The 16,926-nt window shown below is 73.2% G+C and carries 20 protein-coding genes; 13 read left to right on the forward strand and 7 right to left on the reverse strand.

From position 1 onward, the window contains the following. Positions 1-108 precede the first annotated feature (108 nt). Positions 109-654, forward strand: coding sequence for a hypothetical protein (locus NFX44_RS08210; RefSeq protein WP_262282904.1), 546 nt, complete (start codon positions 109-111; stop codon positions 652-654). A 245-nt stretch (positions 655-899) separates the two neighbouring features. Here the strand turns inward: NFX44_RS08210 and NFX44_RS08215 are convergent, their stop codons facing one another. Then, on the reverse strand, positions 900-1,574 hold the full coding sequence (locus NFX44_RS08215; protein ID WP_262282905.1) for a response regulator: 675 nt from the start codon (positions 1,572-1,574) through the stop codon (positions 900-902). Beyond that, positions 1,571-3,217 (reverse strand): ATP-binding protein, encoded by a 1,647-nt coding sequence (locus NFX44_RS08220; RefSeq protein ID WP_262282906.1) that lies wholly within the window; start codon positions 3,215-3,217, stop codon positions 1,571-1,573. Before NFX44_RS08220 ends, NFX44_RS08215 begins: the two co-directional genes overlap by 4 nt. Positions 3,218-3,316: 99 nt before the next feature. Between NFX44_RS08220 and NFX44_RS08225 the strand changes: the two genes are divergently transcribed. From NFX44_RS08225 to rraA, 6 genes are read left to right on the forward strand one after another with little or no spacing between them, the layout of a single operon-like run. Then, positions 3,317-4,324, forward strand: coding sequence for a tripartite tricarboxylate transporter substrate binding protein (locus tag NFX44_RS08225; RefSeq protein ID WP_262282907.1), 1,008 nt, complete (start codon positions 3,317-3,319; stop codon positions 4,322-4,324). A 5-nt stretch (positions 4,325-4,329) separates the two neighbouring features. Further along, on the forward strand, positions 4,330-5,001 hold the full coding sequence (locus NFX44_RS08230) for a tripartite tricarboxylate transporter TctB family protein (protein ID WP_262282908.1): 672 nt from the start codon (positions 4,330-4,332) through the stop codon (positions 4,999-5,001). Next, entirely contained in the window at positions 5,002-6,504 is a 1,503-nt protein-coding gene (locus NFX44_RS08235; protein ID WP_262282909.1) for a tripartite tricarboxylate transporter permease, read from the forward strand. Beyond that, positions 6,501-6,893: a universal stress protein gene (locus NFX44_RS08240; protein ID WP_262282910.1), complete on the forward strand. Its 393-nt coding sequence runs from the start codon at positions 6,501-6,503 to the stop codon at positions 6,891-6,893. Before NFX44_RS08235 ends, NFX44_RS08240 begins: the two co-directional genes overlap by 4 nt. Continuing rightward, a complete protein-coding gene (locus tag NFX44_RS08245) occupies positions 6,894-8,096 on the forward strand; it encodes an MFS transporter (RefSeq protein WP_262282911.1) in 1,203 nt (400 codons plus the stop codon). A 15-nt stretch (positions 8,097-8,111) separates the two neighbouring features. Further along, on the forward strand, positions 8,112-8,597 hold the full coding sequence (rraA, locus tag NFX44_RS08250) for a ribonuclease E activity regulator RraA (protein WP_262282912.1): 486 nt from the start codon (positions 8,112-8,114) through the stop codon (positions 8,595-8,597). Here the strand turns inward: rraA and NFX44_RS08255 are convergent. Then, positions 8,594-9,403 carry a hypothetical protein gene (locus NFX44_RS08255; protein WP_262282913.1) on the reverse strand — a complete coding sequence of 270 codons (810 nt, stop codon included), beginning with the start codon at positions 9,401-9,403 and terminating at the stop codon, positions 8,594-8,596. The genes rraA and NFX44_RS08255 overlap by 4 nt on opposite strands. 74 nt (positions 9,404-9,477) lie before the next feature. Here NFX44_RS08255 and NFX44_RS08260 point away from each other — a divergent pair, with 74 nt between their 5' ends. Together NFX44_RS08260 and NFX44_RS08265 are read left to right on the forward strand one after the other, a co-directional pair. Beyond that, on the forward strand, positions 9,478-10,422 hold the full coding sequence (locus NFX44_RS08260; protein ID WP_262282914.1) for a Ppx/GppA phosphatase family protein: 945 nt from the start codon (positions 9,478-9,480) through the stop codon (positions 10,420-10,422). A 130-nt stretch (positions 10,423-10,552) separates the two neighbouring features. Next, the gene (locus NFX44_RS08265) at positions 10,553-11,359 is read left to right on the forward strand and encodes a sugar phosphate isomerase/epimerase (RefSeq protein WP_262282915.1); all 807 of its coding nucleotides are present in this window, start codon (positions 10,553-10,555) and stop codon (positions 11,357-11,359) included. 16 nt (positions 11,360-11,375) lie between these two features. Here NFX44_RS08265 and NFX44_RS08270 read toward each other — a convergent pair whose 3' ends face one another. The 3 genes from NFX44_RS08270 to NFX44_RS08280 are packed head-to-tail and all read right to left on the reverse strand — an operon-like array spanning position 11,376 to position 13,414. Next, on the reverse strand, positions 11,376-11,951 hold the full coding sequence (locus NFX44_RS08270; protein ID WP_262282916.1) for a CGNR zinc finger domain-containing protein: 576 nt from the start codon (positions 11,949-11,951) through the stop codon (positions 11,376-11,378). Positions 11,952-11,970: 19 nt separating this feature from the next. Next, positions 11,971-13,137 carry a glutathionylspermidine synthase family protein gene (locus NFX44_RS08275; RefSeq protein WP_262282917.1) on the reverse strand — a complete coding sequence of 389 codons (1,167 nt, stop codon included), beginning with the start codon at positions 13,135-13,137 and terminating at the stop codon, positions 11,971-11,973. 1 nt (position 13,138) lies between these two features. After that, positions 13,139-13,414, reverse strand: coding sequence for a hypothetical protein (locus NFX44_RS08280; protein WP_262282918.1), 276 nt, complete (start codon positions 13,412-13,414; stop codon positions 13,139-13,141). A gap of 118 nt (positions 13,415-13,532) precedes the next feature. On the opposite strand from NFX44_RS08280, the gene NFX44_RS08285 reads away from it, so the two are divergent. After that, positions 13,533-14,453: a proline dehydrogenase family protein gene (locus tag NFX44_RS08285; protein ID WP_262282919.1), complete on the forward strand. Its 921-nt coding sequence runs from the start codon at positions 13,533-13,535 to the stop codon at positions 14,451-14,453. Position 14,454: 1 nt separating this feature from the next. On the opposite strand, the gene NFX44_RS08290 is transcribed toward NFX44_RS08285, so the two are convergent. Then, positions 14,455-14,859, reverse strand: coding sequence for a VOC family protein (locus tag NFX44_RS08290; protein ID WP_262282920.1), 405 nt, complete (start codon positions 14,857-14,859; stop codon positions 14,455-14,457). Between the two features lie 77 nt (positions 14,860-14,936). On the opposite strand from NFX44_RS08290, the gene NFX44_RS08295 reads away from it, so the two are divergent. Genes NFX44_RS08295 through NFX44_RS08305 form a run of 3 tightly spaced genes read left to right on the forward strand, consistent with a single transcriptional unit; the run spans position 14,937 to position 16,625 of the window. Then, the gene (locus NFX44_RS08295) at positions 14,937-15,731 is read left to right on the forward strand and encodes an alpha/beta fold hydrolase (RefSeq protein WP_262282921.1); all 795 of its coding nucleotides are present in this window, start codon (positions 14,937-14,939) and stop codon (positions 15,729-15,731) included. Next, positions 15,724-16,293 (forward strand): TetR-like C-terminal domain-containing protein, encoded by a 570-nt coding sequence (locus NFX44_RS08300; RefSeq protein ID WP_262282922.1) that lies wholly within the window; start codon positions 15,724-15,726, stop codon positions 16,291-16,293. The genes NFX44_RS08295 and NFX44_RS08300 overlap by 8 nt, the downstream gene beginning before the upstream one ends. Continuing rightward, the gene (locus tag NFX44_RS08305) at positions 16,290-16,625 is read left to right on the forward strand and encodes a YrdB family protein (RefSeq protein WP_262282923.1); all 336 of its coding nucleotides are present in this window, start codon (positions 16,290-16,292) and stop codon (positions 16,623-16,625) included. Before NFX44_RS08300 ends, NFX44_RS08305 begins: the two co-directional genes overlap by 4 nt. The last annotated feature ends 301 nt before the right edge of the window (positions 16,626-16,926 follow it).

The raw sequence follows: 16,926 nt of genomic DNA on the forward strand, positions 1-16,926 counted from the left end.
GGATGATCCCCCCAAGACTTTCTTGAGCGCCTGACGTGGTGCTTGCGCACACCCCCAGCCGACCCCCGTCGGTGCGTGTGCGCCAACCCCCGAACGGAGCTACCCCTCATGAACACGATCTTCCGTAAGAGCGTGCTGGGTATTGCTGGTCTGGCCTTCACCGGTGGCGTCTTCGCCGGTCCCGTCGCCGCCCACGCCGCCGAGCCGGTGAACAGCACCAAGCCGGTCGCGGTGAGCGTGCAGGGCGCCCAGTCGCACATCGACCTGAACGACGAGCAGACCGCCAACGCCAAGGCGATCATCGCGGCGACGAAGAAGGCCGGCCTGCCCGAGCGGGCCGCGGTCATCTCCATCGCCACGAGCCTGCAGGAGTCGAAGCTGGAAAACCTCGGCCACCTCGGCGACGCCAACGACCACGACTCGCTGGGCCTGTTCCAGCAGCGCCCCTCCAGTGGTTGGGGTACGCCGGAGCAGATCACTAACCCCGAGTACGCGACCCTGGCGTTCGAGAAGGGCCTCAAGCAGGTCGACGGCTGGGAGACCATGCCGCTGACCGAGGCCGCGCAGACCGTGCAGGTGTCGGCCTACCCGGACGCCTACGCCCAGTGGGAGCAGCAGGCCACCGACATCGTCCACCAGCACTGGAACAGCTGACCCACACACAACCACCGCTGGCCGGCACCCCGAAACCCGGGGTGCCGGCCAGCGGCGTATCCGGACCTTGGACAGTTGCCGTTCCAGGCGAACGGCAACTCTCCAAGATCTCGGAGTGGGGCGCAGGAACCGTGACGTCGTGCCCCAGCTCCCGGCGGTCGCCGAGGCGGCCAAGCACACCGCCCGCGCCCAGGTCGACGCCGCCGCCGGCTAAGCCCGCACCGGCCCTGGTCGATGCGGACCGGTCAGGCCACCCAGGTGTAGCGGCGCTCGGGGCGGCCGGCGGCCCCGTATTTGAGGGTCACCTCAGCTCGGCCGGTGCCGGAGAAATGCTCCAGGTAGCGGCGGGCGCTGACCCGGGAGATGCCGACCTGGTCGGCGCACTCGCTGGCCGAGAGCGTCCCCTCATGCTCGCGCAGGGCGCGTTCCACCAGCTCGGCGGTCTCCGGGCTGAGGCCCCGGGGCATGGGCGCGGTGGCGGCGGGCGAGCCGCTGCGGGACAGCACCCGGTCGACGTCGGCCTGGTCGGCGACGACGGCCGCGCGCAGCGCGGTGCGGCGGGCGGCGTACTGCTCCAGCCGGCTGCGCAGCTCGTCGAAGCCGAACGGCTTGAGCAGGTAGTTGACGGCGCCGTAGCGGACCGCCCGGCGGACCGCCTCGGCCTCCCGGGCGGCGCTGATCACCAGTACGTCGCAGTCGTGCCCGGCGGCCCGGATCCGGGTCACCACGTCCAGGCCGAACATGTCGGGCAGGTAGAGGTCGAGCAGGACCAGGTCGGGGCGGAGCTGGTCCACCGCGGCCACGGCCTGCTCGCCGGTGCTGGCGGCGCCGACCACCCGGAAGCCGTCGATCCGCTCGACGAAGCCACGGTGGATCCGGGCCACCATGAAGTCGTCGTCGACGACGAGTACGTCGATCATCGCGCCTCCTGCCGCACGTTCGCGGGCACCGACATCCGCGCGGTGAACATCGCGCCCTCGTCGGTGTTCGCCACGGCCACCTCGCCGCCTCGGCGGTGGCAGACCAGCCGGGTGAGCGCGAGGCCGATGCCGCGCGCGCCGCCTTCGGCCGCCTTGGTGGTGAAGCCGTGGGTGAACACCTCCTGCGCCAGCTCCGGCGCGACCCCGGGGCCGGAGTCGCGGACCACGATCTCCACCGAGGCGGCGTCCTGGCGAAGCTCGACCTCCACCCAGGCGGGGCGGTCGGACGAGTCGCCGGCCACCGCCTCGACCGCGTTGTCCACCAGGTTGCCGAGCACGGTGGCCACGTCCGCCGCCAGCTCCGGCGGCAGCCGGTCCAGCCCGGTCCGGTCGGAGACCCGCAGCTCCACCCGGCGCTCGGCGGCCACCGCCGATTTCGCCATCAGCAGCGCCGCCACCGCCGTGTCGTGGATCCGGCTGGTCACCGTGAGGTCGAGCGAGGCGCGGTGCCGGCTCAGCGCGTCGACGTACCGGACCACCTCGTCGTGCTCGCCGATCTGGATCAGCCCGGAGATCGTGTGCAACTGGTTGGCGAACTCGTGGGTCTGCGCCCGGAGCAGCTCGGTGGTGCTGCGGAACGAGCCGATCTCCTGCTCCAGCCGGGTCAGCTCGGTCCGGTCCCGCAGCGTGGTGACGGAGCCGAGCCGGTGGCCGTCCTTGCGGACCGTCATCCGGTTCATCACCAGCACCCGGCCGCCCCGGACCACCACCTGATCCCGGGCCTCCGGGCCGCTACCCGCGCCGGCCAGGACGTCCCGCAGCCGGCCGTTGATCCGCAGCTCGGCGAGGCTGCGGCCGAGGCAGTGTTCGGGCAGGTCGAGCAGCCGTCGGCCGACCGCGTTGACCAGGGTGATCCGGTGCTGCGGGTCCAGCGCGATCACCCCCTCGGCGATGCCGTGCAGCAGCGCCTCCCGGTGCTCGGCCAGCCCGGCGATCTCCCGGGGCTCCAGGCCGAGGGTCTGCCGCTTGATCCGACGGGCCAGCAGCCACGATCCGACCACCCCGAGGCCGCAGGCGATGCCCAGGTAGGTGAGCAGGTAGGACGAGGCGCCGACGAGCCGCTCCGACCAGGTCGGCGCCGCCTCGCCGACCACCACCACGCCCAGGTACCGCCCGAGGTTCTTCTTCGTCTTCGGGTCGTCGCCGAGCACCGGCACCTGTGCCACCAGCTGCCGCGACCCGTCGATCTCCAGCTCGCCGAACCAGCTCCGGCCGTCCGCCACCCTTGGGTCGCCGAGCACCACCAGGCTGCCCACGAGCGTCGGGTTGGTCGAGGCGACCACCCGACCCCGGGCGTTCGCGACGGTCACCGAGGTGACGCCGTACTGGGTGAAGGTGTTCTGCACCAGCGGAGCGATGGCCTCGCCCGGCGCGGGCTGGTCGAGCTGGTCGCGGAGCAGGGGGCTGCCGCCGAGCCGTTCGCCGAGGGTGGCGACCCGGCGCCCCTCGACCCGGTTGAAGGTTGCCGCGGACTGGGCCAGCGAGACGGCGGCGACCGCCACCAGCACCACGACGATGATCGCGAGCTGGAGGATCAGCAGCTGCCCGGCGAGCGTGCGGCGCCGGGACGTGACCGCGACCACAAAGACCTCAACTTCCGCTGGTGACACAACGCAGACAAGCTGCCCGGGTGGAGGCCACCATCTTGCCGCTGGACTCATTCGAAACGGAAGAGAAACAAGATGGCAACTAGGAGAAACGTGCTGGTCATGGGGGTCGCCGCCGCCACGGCGCTGGCCCTGGCTGCCTGTGGCGCCACCGCCGACAAGAACGAGGGCGGCTCCAGCAACGACGGCAAGCCGGTCAGCGGACTGCGGATCATGGTCCCGAACACCCCCGGTGGCGGCTACGACACCACCGCCCGGACCGCCGCGAAGGTGATGGAGGACGCCAAGATCGCCACCGGCGTCCAGGTGTTCAACCTGCCCGGCGCGGGCGGCACGGTCGGCCTTCAGCGGACCGTGAACGAGAAGGGCAACGGCAAGCTGGCCATGCAGATGGGCCTGGGCGTGGTCGGTGCCTCGTACACCTCCAAGTCGGCGGCGACGCTGACCCAGACCACCCCGCTGGCCAAGATGATCGAGGAGGCCGGCGCCATCGTGGTGCCGAAGAACTCCCCGTATAAGACCATCAACGACCTGGTCGCGGCGTGGAAGGCCAACCCGAAGGGCATCGCGGTCGGCGGCGGCTCCTCGCCCGGCGGCCCGGACCACCTGCTGCCCATGCAGCTCGCGAAGACCGTCGGCATCGACCCCAAGCAGGTCAACTTCGTCTCGTACGACGGCGGCGGCGAACTGCTGCCCGCCGTGCTCGGCGGCAAGGTGGCCTTCGGCGCCAGCGGGTTCGGCGAGTTCCTCGACCAGGTCGAGGCCGGCCAGATCCGGGTCCTCGCGGTGACCAGCGAGGCCCCGATCGAGGCGCTCAAGGAGGTGCCGACCCTGAAGTCCGCCGGCATCGACCTGGTCTTCACCAACTGGCGGGGCATCGTGGCGCCGCCCGGCATCAGCGACGCCGACAAGAAGGTCTGGATCGACGTGCTGACGAAGATGCACGACTCCGAGGAGTGGAAGGCCGAGCTGACGAAGCGCGGCTGGACCGACGCGTTCGTCACCGGCGACGAGTTCGGCACCTTCCTCACCGAGCAGGACAAGGCAGTCGCCGACGTGCTCAAGCAGCTCGGGTTGGCATGAGCGGCATGACGACGCGACCGGACCGGGGCGGCGACCCGCCGCCCCGGCCCCCGGCCGTACCCGCCATCCCGGCGCAGCTCGGCCCGGAGGCCGCCGCAGCCGGACCGCCCCCGGCCGCGGCGACGGCGCCGGCAGCGGAGGAGCCGGCAGCCGCCGACCCGGCGGTGGACGCCGTAACGGAGCCGGCCCGGCGGCCCGACCGGGCGCAGTACGGCGTGGTGGCGTTTCTCGCCCTGGTCGGCGGGTTCGTCATCTTCGACGCGACGACCCGGATCGGGAGCGCGATCAACACGGCCGACCCGATCGGCCCGAAGCCGGTGCCGATCCTGCTCGGCGTGCTGCTGCTCGTCATCGCGGTGATCTACGCGGTGGACGTGGCCCGCGGCGGCGCGGGCGAGCCGGAGGCCGGCGAGGACGTCGACCTGAGCCTTCCGATCGACTGGCGCACCGTGCTGCTGCTGGTCGGCGCGTTCCTGGTCAACGCCGTGCTCATCGACCGGCTCGGCTGGGTGATCAGCGGGACGATCCTCTTCTGGGGTTCGGCCTACGCGCTGGGCAACCGCCACTACGTGCGCAACCTGCTGATCGCCGTCGCGCTGTCGTTGATCACGTTCTACACCTTCGCCATCGGGCTCGGCGTCGACCTGCCCGCCGGCGTGCTGCAAGGGATCCTGTAGATGGACAACTTCGCCAACCTGCTCGACGGGTTCGCCAACGTGCTGACCCCGATGAACCTGCTGTTCGCGCTGATCGGGGTCACCATCGGCACCGCCGTCGGCGTGCTGCCCGGCATCGGCCCGGCCATGACCGTGGCGCTGCTGCTGCCGGTCACCTACGGAATGGAGCCGGCCCAGGCCTTCATCATGTTCGCCGGCATCTTCTACGGCGGCATGTACGGCGGTTCGACCACCTCGATCCTGCTGAACACCCCCGGCGAGTCGTCGTCGGTGGTGACCGCCATCGAGGGCAACAAGATGGCGAAGGCGGGCCGGGCCGCCCAGGCGCTGGCCACCGCCGCGATCGGCTCGTTCGTCGCCGGCACCATCGCCACCGTGCTGCTGGTGGTGGTCACGCCGCCGGTGGTGCAGTTCGCGATCAGCCTCGGCGCACCCGACTACTTCGCGTTGATGCTGCTGGCGTTCGTGTCCGTCACCGCGGTGCTCGGCGCGTCCCGGGTACGTGGCTTCGCCGCGCTGCTGCTCGGCCTGGCGATCGGTGTGATCGGCATCGACCAGTCCGGCCAGCAGCGGCTCACCTTCGGGCTTCCGCAGCTCGCCGACGGCATCGACGTGGTCGTGGTGGCGGTCGGCATCTTCGCCGTGGGCGAGGCGCTCTGGATCGCCGCGCACCTGCGCCGAAAGTCCGGCGAGGTGATCCCGGTCGGCCAGCCGTGGCTCGGGAAGCAGGACTGGAAGCGGTCCTGGAAGCCGTGGCTGCGCGGCACGGCGCTAGGGTTCCCGTTCGGCGCGGTGCCGGCGGGCGGGGCGGAGATCCCCACCTTCCTGTCGTACGTCACCGAGAAGAAGCTGACGAAGCACCCGGAGGAGTTCGGCCGGGGCGCCATCGAGGGCGTCGCCGGGCCGGAGGCCGCGAACAACGCCTCGGCCGCCGGCACGCTGGTGCCGATGCTGGCGATCGGCCTGCCGACCAACGCGACCGCCGCCGTGATGCTGGCCGCCTTCGAGGGGTACGGCATCCAGCCCGGCCCGCTGCTCTTCACGCGGGAGTCCAGCCTGGTCTGGACGCTGATCGCGAGCCTCTTCGTGGGCAACCTGCTGCTGCTGGTGCTCAACCTGCCGCTCGCCCCGGCCTGGGCGCGGCTGCTGCGGATCCCGCGCCCCTACCTCTACGCCGGGATCCTCTTCTTCGCCTCGATGGGCGCGTACGCGGTCAACGCGCAGCCGTTCGACCTGTACCTGCTGCTCGCCCTCGGTCTGCTCGGCTTCGGCATGCGCCGCTTCGGGCTGCCGATCCTGCCGCTGATCGTCGGCGTCATCCTCGGCCCGCGTGCCGAGTTGCAGGGCCGGCGCGCGTTGCAGCTCTCCGGCGGTGAGCTGCACGGGCTGATCGGCGGCTGGGTGTCCTGGCTGATCTACGCCACGGTCGCCGTGGTGCTCCTCTGGCCGCTGATCGGCCGGTTCGTGGTCCGTCCGCTGCGCGGAAGGTCGGTGACGGCATGACGGTGCTGGTGGGGTACGTCCCCTCGCCGCTGGGCGAGGCGGCCCTGCGGGCCGCGATCGAGCAGGCCCGGTTCCGCGACGAGCCGGTGCTGGTGGTGAACACCTCGCGCGGCGACGCGTACGTCGACCCGCGCCTGGCCCAGGAGCCGGACCTGGACCGGGTGGTCCGCGAGCTGGTCGCCGCCGGGGTGCCGCACGACGTCCGGCAGCTCATGCGGGGGCGGGACGCGGCGGAGGAGATCGCCGAGATCGTCGACACGGAGGACGTGTCGCTGGTCGTGATCGGCATCCGGCACCGCACGCCGGTCGGCAAGCTGATCATGGGCTCGACCGCGCAGGAGATCCTGCTCCGGGTGCCCTGCCCGGTGCTCGCCGTGAAGGCCGACTGAGTGGCGCCCGGGGGCCCCGGGGTCCCCGGGCGCGCCCAGACCGGCCTGCTGCTCACGCACACCGTCGCGGTGCAGGCGGTCACCTTCATGCTCCGGCCGGCGTCCGCGTACCGGGCGTTGGAGCTGGACGTGCCGGGGGCCTGGCTGGGTGTGCTCGGGGCCAGTTTCGCCGTCGTACCCCTGGTGCTGGCCGTGCCTTCCGGGCACGCCGTGGACCGGCTCGGCGAGCGCCGCGTCGCGCTCGCCGGGTCGGCCCTGCTGGTCGCCGCCGGCCTCGGCTTCGTGCTGCTCGCCGGCTCGGTGATCGGCCTGGTCCTGGCCAGCATGGCGCTCGGCACCGCGCACCTCTGCGCGGTGGTCGCCCAGCAGGCGCTGGTCGCCAACCGCACCCCGGCCGACCGGTACGACGCCGCGTTCGGCTACTACACCTTCGCCGCCTCGCTGGGGCAGGCGCTCGGTCCCGGCCTGATCGTGCTCTTCGGCGGGGACCGCCCGATCCCCGACACCCGGGCCATCTTCCTCGGCGCCACGGTGGTGGCGCTGCCGTTGCTGGTCGTCGCACTGTTCCTGCGCCCGTCCGGACACCACCGGCGGGCCGCCGACGGTTCCGGCGCCGGGGGCCTGCGCGACCTGCTCCGCCGGCCCGGCGTGGTCCGCGCCCTCACGGTGAGCTGCGTCGTCCTGGCGGCGGTCGACATCACCCTGGTCTACCTGCCCGCGCTCGGCGCGGAACGCGGCATCGCCGCCGGTTCCATCGGCGTCCTGCTCGGGATCCGGGCGATCGCCTCGATGGCGTCCCGGCTGCTGCTCGGCCGGCTCGTGGCGGCCCTCGGCCGGCGGGTCGTGCTGGTCGGCACCGTGGTGCTCTCCGCCGTCGGGCTGGCCCTGCTGCTGCCACCGCTGCCGTTCGCGGTGCTGCTGGTGGTGGTCGCGGTGGCCGGGCTCGGGCTGGGTGCGGGCCAGCCGCTGACCATGTCGTTCCTGGCCGAGGTGGCCCCGCCCGGGCTGCGCGGCCGGGCGATGTCGCTGCGGCTCACCGGCAACCGGCTCGGTCAGGTGCTCATCCCCAGCGCGGCCGGCGCGCTCGCGGCCGGGACGGGCGCGGCCGGCGTCCTCGCCTGCACCGCGGCCGGCCTGGCCGGCGCGGCCGTCGCCGCCACCCGTCTGCACCGGTCATCGCCCGCGGACCCCTTCACCGAGTGAGAGAGAAGGACGACCATGGAGACCCTCACGACCGCCGACCTCTACGACCGGCACGGCGACGCCCTCGGCTCGTGCGACACCCAGTTGCGTCAGTTCGGCGGGGTCCGGGCCTTCGCCGGTCCGGCCGTCACGGTGCGCTGTTTTCAGGACAACGCCCTGGTCAAGTCGATCGTGGCCGAGCCGGGGGAGGGCCGGGTGCTGGTCGTGGACGGCGGCGGCTCGCTGCACACCGCCCTGATGGGTGACCTCATCGCGGGAACGGCGGTGGCGAACGGCTGGGCCGGCGTGGTGATCAACGGCGCGGTCCGCGACGTCGCCGCCCTTGGTGCCCTGCCGATCGGCATCAAGGCGCTCGGCACGAACCCGCGCAAGAGCGCCAAGACCGGCGCCGGCGAGCGGGACGTGCCGGTGTCGTTCGGCAACTGCGTCTTCGCGCCCGGTGCGGAGGTGCACAGCGACGACGACGGCGTCGTCGTGCTGCCGGCCGTCGGGCGGGACTAGCCTTCGGTGGCCGGGTGCGGGGCGACCTGGCCCTGGCGGAGCCGGGCGGCGCAGAGCTCGGCCAGCTTGGCGTACGCGGGGGCGCCGATCAGGGCGGTCAGCTCGGGACCGTAGGAGACGTACATGGGCTCGGTGCCGACGTGCGCGTCGGTGGAGGAGGTGCACCACCAGTCCAGGTCGTGACCGCCCGCGCCCCAGCCGCGCCGGTCGAACTCGGCGAGCGTGGAGACCAGCACCTTGGTGTTGTCCGGCCGCTTGTGCCAGTCCTGGTCGCGGCGGATCGGCAGCTGCCAGCAGACGTCCGGCTTGTATTCCAGCGGGTGCACCCCGTCGCGCAGCGCCTGGGCGTGCAGCGCGCAGCCGCCACCACCGGGGAAGTCGACGTCGTTGAGGAAGACGCAGGGCGCGTCGACGGCGCGGGTGGCCGTCCGGCGGGCCGGGTTCTTCCCGTCGATCGTGTCGTTCTCGGTCCAGTTCTTGAAGCCCCGGCGGAAATGCTGCCAGGTCTCCGGGGTGAGTCGCTTGACCGCCGCCCGGACCCGCTTCTCGTCGTCGCCGTCGGTGAAGAACGCGCCGTGCGAGCAGCAGCCGTCCGCGGCGCGGCCCGCCACGATGCCGTGGCAGCCCTGGCCGAAGATGCACGTCCAGCGGGAGAGCAGCCAGGTCAGGTCGGCGCGTACGACGTGCTTGGCGTCGGCCGGGTCGACGAACTCGATCCACTCCCGGGGGAAATCCAGCCCGACCTCCCGGCTACGGGGGTCGTCAGGGTCGTCCACCAGCACGTGAAGCTCGATCTGCCCAGTCACCCGGACCAGCGTACGCGCGGTGACCCCGCCCGGCTGGCGAGCCGGCGAAACGTGTTGGCCCTAGGGTCGTCACCATGCGACTGGGTGTCCTCGACGTCGGTTCCAACACGGTGCACCTGCTGGTGGTCGACGCCCATCACGGCGCACACCCCTGGCCGGCCCACTCGGAGAAGGTGGTGCTGCGGCTGGCCGAGCAGATCGGCCCGGACGGCGCGCTGACCGACGTGGGCGCCGACGGGCTGGTCAAGGCCGTCAGCATGGCCCGCGCGGCGGCGGACGGGCTGGACGTCGACGACCTGCTGGCGTTCGCCACCAGCGCGGTCCGCGACGCCACCAACGCCGGCGAGGTGCTGGCCCGGGTGCGGGACGAGACCGGCGTACGCCTGGAGGTGCTCTCCGGCGCGGACGAGGCGCGGATGACCTTCCTGGCGGTGCGGCGCTGGTTCGGGTGGTCCGCCGGCCGGCTGCTCGTCATGGACATCGGGGGCGGCTCGCTGGAGCTGGCCGCCGGCATCGACGAGGGCCCCGACGTGGCGGTCTCGCTGCCGTTGGGTGCGGGGCGGCTGAGCCGGGAGCGGCTGAAGGTCGACCCGTCCGGCGCCGTGCCGCCGTCGGCCGAGGCCGTGGAGGAGCTGCGGGAGTACGTCGACGCCCAGCTCGATCCGGTGGTCGAGCAGCTCACCGAGGTCGGCTGGGAGCGTCCGGTGGCCACCTCGAAGACGTTCCGGACGCTGGCCCGGCTGGCCGGCGCGGCGCCCTCCGGGGCCGGGCTGTGGGCGCGGCGCAGCCTGACCCGCACCGGCCTGCGGCAGGTGCTCGGGTTCATCCGGCACATCCCGCCGGCCCAGCTGCCCGAGCTGGAGGGGGTCAGCGCGCAGCGGGCCCACCAGCTCCTCGCCGGGGCGGTGGTGGCCGAGGCGGTGCTGCGCCGGCTCGACGTGGACAGCCTGGACATCTGCCCCTGGGCGCTGCGCGAGGGCGTCATCCTGCGCCGGCTGGACCAGCTCGCGCCGATGTGATCCCGGCCTGCGGTTCTCCGCGACGGCGCCGGGTCGTCGCGCGGCGTCGTGCGGGCCGAGCGGGAGTTGTCGTCCGCTTTGCGGATGCTCGTCCCGATGCGCCGTGGCGGGGGCGGCTACCCTGAGGGGCGTGACTTCCCGCGTTCCGGTGCTCCTGTCCACGTCCTCGGTCTTCCCTGAGCGGACCGCGGCGGCGTTCCAGCTGGCCTCGACGCTCGGTTACGACGGCATCGAGGTGATGGTCTGGACCGACCCGGTCAGCCAGGACCCGGGCGCGCTGCGCGGCCTCGCCGACCACTACGGCGTTCCGGTCCTGTCGGTGCACGCGCCCTGCCTGCTGGTCACCCAGCGGGTGTGGAGCCCCGACCCGTGGGAGCGGCTGCGGAAGGCCGCCGAGCTGGCCGAGACGCTGGAGGCGCCCACCGTCGTGGTGCACCCGCCGTTCACCTGGCAGCGCGACTACGCCCGCAACTTCGCCGACGGCCTCGACCAGATCGCCGGCCGCTTCGGCGGGCTGCGCTTCGCCGTGGAGAACATGTACCCGGTGCGGATGGCCGGCCGGCAGTTCGTCCCGTACGTGCCGGGCTGGGACCCGACCGACACCGGCTACGCCGCGTACACGCTGGACCTGTCGCACTGCGCGGCCTCGCACACCGACGCCCTGGCCATGGCCGACCGGATGGGGTCCGCCCTGGCCCACGTCCACCTGGGCGACGGCACCGGCGAGGGACGCGACGAGCACCTGGTGCCCGGGCGGGGCGGCCAGCCCTGCGCCGAGCTGCTCCGCTCGCTGGCCGGCCGGGGCTTCGCCGGCTCGGTGGCGGTCGAGGTCACCACCCGGGGCGCGAAGAGCCGCGCGGTCCGCGAGGCGGACCTGCGCGAGTCCCTCGAGTTCGCCCGGGCCAACCTGACCGCCCCCTCCCCGGTCGAGGCCTGACCAGGGGGCCGGCGGGTCAGCTGACCGGGGCGAGCGGTTCGGGCTGGGTCGGGACGGTCACCTGCTCGCCGACGGCGGCCCGCTTGCGGGCCCGGTGCGCGGCCACGTGCGAGCGGGTGGCGCAGCGCTCCGAGCAGAACCGCCGGCAGCAGTTCGACGAGGTGTCCAGGTAGACGTTGCCGCAGCGCTCGTCGGCGCACACCCCGAACCGGGCGCTGCCGTACTCGCAGAGCCAGACCGACAGGCCCCACACCGCGCCGGCCAGGTATTCGGCGCTGACCGAGGCGCCCCGGCTGGTCACGTGCATGTGCCAGTCGGAGGAGTCGTGGCCGGAGATGCGCGGCTGGACGGGGAACGCCTCCAGCAGCGTGTTCAGCTCGGTCACCGCCTCCGCGTCCCGGCCCGAGGTGCCGTACTCGAAGACGTCGCGCAGGCGCTTCTGCGCCCGCCGGAAGATCGCCAGGTCCCGATCGGCGACCTCGTCGCGCATCCACGCGTTGTCGTCCGGGAAGATGGCCCGCAGGTCGTCGAGGTCGTCCAGGCGGGCGTTGACGAGATCAACACCGGTCCGGGCGTACGCGTCGAAGTTCACGACCCCAACGGTAGACGACTCACGGGGTACGCGGCGCGTCGATGTAGTGGGGCAGGAACCGCGCGTATCCGTCCGTGATGAGGCTCTCGCTCTCCCGGAGGCCCGCCCCGGCCGATTCGCCGTCCACGATCCAGCTGCCCAGCACCATCCGGCTGCCCGCGAATTCGGGCAGCGCCCGGAACTCCTGGTAGCAGAAGCCCTCGTCGCCGTAGATCCCCGGACTGGTGATCTCGGTGCCGCCGGTGACGATGCGCACCGACCCGCCCTCCCGGCCGAGCAGCGGCTTGGCCACGTATTCGGTCATCCCGCGCGGCGAGTCCAGGTACGCGGGCAGCAGGTAGTCATGGCCCGGGTAGAGCTCCCAGAGCACCGCCAGCAGCGCCTTGTTCGACAGCAGCAGCTTCCAGGCCGGCTCGATCCACGTCGTCGGGGTGCCCGGCTCCAGCGCCGGCGGCCCGTACGGCTCGGCCAGCATCCACTCCCACGGGTAGAGCTTGAAGCAGGTGGTGATCGGCTGGTCGTCGGCGTCGACGAAGCGCCGCCCGTCCCAGCCGACCCGCTGGATCGGCAGGAGCGTGACGTCGAGCCCGGCCTGGCGGGCCGTCTCGGCCAGGTAGCCGGCGGTGATCTGGTCCTCGCCGGACTCCTCCTCGGCGGACCAGACCACGTGCACCCGCGGGTCGTGCAGGCCGGCGCCGATCTTGGCCCAGGCGCCGACCAGCCGCTCGTGCAGGCTGTTCCACTGGTCCGCGTCCGGCCGGGTGTGCTCCAGCCAGTACCACTGCACGATGCTCGCCTCGACCAGCGCGGTCGGGGTGTCGGCGTTGTACTCCAGCAGCTTCGGCGGCCAGCTGCCGTCGTACCAGAGGTCGAAGCGGCCGTAGAGGGTCGGCGGGCCCTCCCGCAGCGACCGGGCGACCGCCTCGGCGGCCCACTCCGGGATACCGAACTCGGCGTACCGGTTGCGGGCCACGACGTGCTCGGCGGCGGCCACCGACATCCGGTGCAGCTCCTCGGTCGCCTCCTCCAGCCGGAGCACCTCGTCCAGCTCGAAGGCGTACGCGGCGGTCTCGTCCCAGTACGACATGACGCCGCCGTCGGGCAGCTCGGTGTCGACGTACACCAGGCCCTGGGCCCGGACGGTGGCGTCCCAGTCCGGGCGCGGCGTGCTGGTCTCGCGGCGCACGTCAGCCGCCGCAGGAGGCGAGGTGGGTGCCGAAGCCGCCGCGCTCGGGCAGCGCAGCGGCGACCGGCGCCGGGGTGTCCCAGGCGGCGGCGGCCGGCGCGGGAAGCCGCAGGGCCACGGCGACCGTGTCGCCGCCCCCGCCGGCCGGACCCAACGCGCAGTCGTCATCGTCGTCGTCGTAACCGTTGTTGCAGCCGGACAGGGCGAGGGCCAGGGCGGTCAGGGCGCCGAGCTGCACGGTGGCCGACCGGAGCCGGCGTCGGGGGCGTCGTTCCACGTGATCGTTGTAGCGGATCCCCGCCAGCCGGGCCGCCCCGCGGTGCCCGCCGGAACGCTGCGTGACGTTGCCCGCCGCCCCCCGGCGGGGGCCCACCGCCGGGCGTTACGCTCGGCTCATGCTCCGTTCCGTCATCCTCGCCGCCTCCCGGTCATCCCAGGTCGAGCGGCTCGTCGCGACGGCCCCGTTCACCCGGGACGTCGTCCGCCGGTTCGTCGCCGGCGCCGGCACCGACGACGCGCTGCGCGCGACCCGCGCACTCGTCGCCGACGGTCAGGCCGTCACCCTCGACAACCTGGGTGAGGACACCGTCACCCCGGAGCAGGCGAACGCCACCCGGGACGAATACCTCAAGCTGCTGCGACTGCTGGGCGCCGCCGCGCTCACCCCGGCCGCCGAGGTCAGCGTCAAGCTCTCCGCGCTCGGGCAGATGTTCGACGAGCAGCTCGCGTACGACAACGCGCGGGCGATCTGCGCGGCGGCCGACGCGGCCGGCACCACGGTCACCCTGGACATGGAGGACCACACCACCACCGACTCGACCCTGGACATCCTGGCCAAGCTGCGCAAGGACTACCCGTCGACCGGCGCGGTGCTCCAGGCGTACCTGCGGCGGACCGAGTCGGACTGCCGCGAGCTGTCCGGCGCCGGGTCCCGGGTGCGGCTCTGCAAGGGCGCGTACAAGGAGCCCGAGTCGGTGGCGTACCAGTCCGCCCGCGAGGTCGACAAGTCGTACGTGCGCTGCCTGAACGTGCTCATGTCCGGCGACGGCTACCCGATGCTGGCGACCCACGACCCGCGCCTGATCGCCATCGGCGAGGACCGGGCCCGCTGGTTCGACCGCGGCCCGGACCGGTTCGAGTTCCAGATGCTCTTCGGCATCCGCCCCGAGGAGCAGAAGCGCCTCGTCGGCGACGGCTACACCGTGCGCACCTACGTCCCCTACGGCGACCAGTGGTACGGCTACCTCATGCGCCGGCTGGCCGAGCGCCCGGCCAACATGATGTTCTTCGGCCGCGCGCTGATGTCGAAGAAGTGAGTCAGGCGTTCGACCAGGTCCGGGTGCAGAGCACCAGCCGGTAGCCGTCCGGATCGGCGAACGTCACCCCCCAGTGGTCCCAGTACGGGCCGGCGGAGACCCTGGTCCCGCCGGCTCGTTCCAGTCGGGCGGCCAGTTCGTCGTCGACCGGCCCGTCGACGTAGAGCACGAACAGGTCCTCCGCGGTGGAGCTCGGCGTGACGGCCAACTGCGCGCCGCCGACCAGTTCCAGGTGCCAGCTCGCGCCCGGCCAGCCGAGCATGACCAGGTCGTGCTCGCCGGGCCCGTCGGCGGCGCCCCGGTAGAGCACGTCCAGGCCCAGGCCGTCGGCCCAGAACCGCTCGGCGGCGGCCAGGTCGCGGCTCGGGCGGGCCAGGCGTACGTGGGTGTCTGCGGTGAGCGGCATGTGCGGGATCCTCCGACCTCCACCCGACTTGAGGTCAACCCTTGACGGTTGAAGCTAAGGGCATTAGCTTTACGGCTATGACTGTTAGCCAGGTGGCACGGGACGGTGGGACCATCTCCTACGAGGTGCACGGGGAGGGGCCGCTCGTGGTCCTCTCGCACGGCATGGGGGAGAACCGGGGGAGCTTCCGGCACCTGGTGCCCCGGCTGGTGTCGGCCGGCTACCGGGTCGCGTCGGTCGACGTGCGCGGGCACGGCGACTCCAGCCCGCACTGGCCCGGCTATGCCCCCGCCGAGGTGGGCGGCGACCTGCTCGCCGTGGTCCGGGCGCTCGGCGGTGGCCCGGCCACCCTGGTCGGCAGCTCGTCCAGCGGCGCCGCCGTGGTCTTCGCCGCCGCCGACGCCCCCGAGCTGGTCAACGGCATCGTGCAGGTCAGCCCGTTCGTCACCCCGCCGAAGCCGAACCCGGTGCTGCGGGCCGCCCAGGCGGTCGTGCTGCGCAGCCCGCGGCTGTTCGGGATGTTCCACCGCTCCCTGTTCCCGTGCGGGCGGCCGGCCGACGACGCCGCGTACCGGAAGGAGCTGGTCGTCAAGCTGCGCGGCCGGATGGACGCGGTGCGCGGGGTGGTGGCCCCGGTCGACCCGCACTGGACCGCGCGGGCCCGGGAGGTGCGGCAGCCGGTCCTGGTGCTCATGGGCACGAAGGACCCGGACTTCCCGGACCCGGGCGCCGAGGCGCGGGCCGCCCGCCGGCACTTCGCCACCGCCGAGGCGCGCATGATCGCCGACTCCGGCCACTACCCGCACGCCGACCAGCCCGAGACCACCGCCGCCGACCTGCTGGAATTCCTGGCGGTGACCACCCGTGCCTAGGGCCGGCCTTACCCCGCAGACCGTGGTCCGCGAGGCGGCCGTGCTCGCCGACGAGGTCGGCCACGACCGGCTCACCCTGGCCGCGCTCGCCGCCCGGCTCGGCGTCGCGCTGCCCAGCCTCTACAAGCACGTCCGGGGCGCGGACGCGCTGCACCAGAAGCTGGCCGTGCTGGCCACCGCGGAGGTCGCCACCGAGCTGACCACCGCCGCCGCGGGCCGGGCCGGCGGCGACGCGCTGCGCGCCGCCGCCACCGCCTTCCGGGAGTACGCCCGCCGGCACCCCGGCCGCTACCCGGCCACCCAGCGAGCGCCGGACCCCGACGACCCCGAACACCTCGCCGCCGCCGAGCGGGCCGTCGGCGCCATCTACGCGATCCTGCGCGGGTACGACCTCAGCGGCGACGCGGCCGTCGACGCCACCCGGATGTTCCGGGCCGCCGTGCACGGGTTCATCACCCTCGAGGCGGCCGGCGGGTTCGGGCTGCCCCGGGACATCGACCGTTCCTTCGACGAGATGGTGGCCGCGCTGGACACCGCGTACCGAAACTGGGGGTCCCGGTGAAGGCAGCCCTGCTCACGCTCATCTTCCTGCTGGAGTTGGCCATGCTCGCGGCCGCCGGCTGGTGGGGGTTCACCCTCGACGCCGGCTGGCCGGTACGGCTGCTCGCCGGGCTCGGCGCGCCGCTCGCGATCGCCGTGGTCTGGGGGCTGTTCTGCTCGCCCCGGGCCAGCGTGGCACTGCCCGCACCGGCCAAGCTGGGCGTCCAGGCCGCCTGCTTCGTCACCGGTGGGCTGCTGCTCGCCCTGGCCGGGCGGCCGGTGCCCGGCGCGATCCTGGTGGGCCTATGGGCTCTCGACAAGGCCCTCCTCACCCTCTCCGGCGACAAGATCTAGCCCGGCCAGAGGTGCCCGCCGCCGTCCGGCCGGACGACTACCCGGTCGCCGCGGCCGACCTGTCGACCTGATGTCGCAGACGACTCACGCCCGGTCCGGACCCCTTTGCGGGTCGGACCGGCCCCGGCCCCAACCCGGCGGGTCGCGTCCGCCGACTGTCGACCTGATGTCGCAGGCGATTCACCACCCCGACCCTGCCGCCCGCCGTCTGCCGCCCGCCGAAGCCCAGTCCTGGATCTTGGACGATTCCGGCCCCTACAGGGGCCGTTTCCTACCAAGATCTCGTCGCGTGGGTCGCGGC

The organism is Micromonospora sp. MA102, from assembly GCF_025460765.1.
In the GTDB taxonomy this organism is placed as follows: Bacteria; Actinomycetota; Actinomycetes; order Mycobacteriales; family Micromonosporaceae; genus Micromonospora; species Micromonospora halotolerans.

Coding starts and splice junctions, on each gene's coding strand:
- NFX44_RS08290 (WP_262282920.1), bottom strand. CDS start 14,859: ATGCCGCTCACCGCAGACACCCACGTACGCCTGGCCCGCCCGAGCCGC.
- NFX44_RS08240 (WP_262282910.1), top strand. CDS start 6,501: ATGACGGTGCTGGTGGGGTACGTCCCCTCGCCGCTGGGCGAGGCGGCC.
- NFX44_RS08260 (WP_262282914.1), top strand. CDS start 9,478: ATGCGACTGGGTGTCCTCGACGTCGGTTCCAACACGGTGCACCTGCTG.
- NFX44_RS08230 (WP_262282908.1), top strand. CDS start 4,330: ATGACGACGCGACCGGACCGGGGCGGCGACCCGCCGCCCCGGCCCCCG.
- NFX44_RS08225 (WP_262282907.1), top strand. CDS start 3,317: ATGGCAACTAGGAGAAACGTGCTGGTCATGGGGGTCGCCGCCGCCACG.
- NFX44_RS08235 (WP_262282909.1), top strand. CDS start 5,002: ATGGACAACTTCGCCAACCTGCTCGACGGGTTCGCCAACGTGCTGACC.
- NFX44_RS08210 (WP_262282904.1), top strand. CDS start 109: ATGAACACGATCTTCCGTAAGAGCGTGCTGGGTATTGCTGGTCTGGCC.
- NFX44_RS08295 (WP_262282921.1), top strand. CDS start 14,937: ATGACTGTTAGCCAGGTGGCACGGGACGGTGGGACCATCTCCTACGAG.
- NFX44_RS08215 (WP_262282905.1), bottom strand. CDS start 1,574: ATGATCGACGTACTCGTCGTCGACGACGACTTCATGGTGGCCCGGATC.
- rraA (WP_262282912.1), top strand. CDS start 8,112: ATGGAGACCCTCACGACCGCCGACCTCTACGACCGGCACGGCGACGCC.
- NFX44_RS08285 (WP_262282919.1), top strand. CDS start 13,533: ATGCTCCGTTCCGTCATCCTCGCCGCCTCCCGGTCATCCCAGGTCGAG.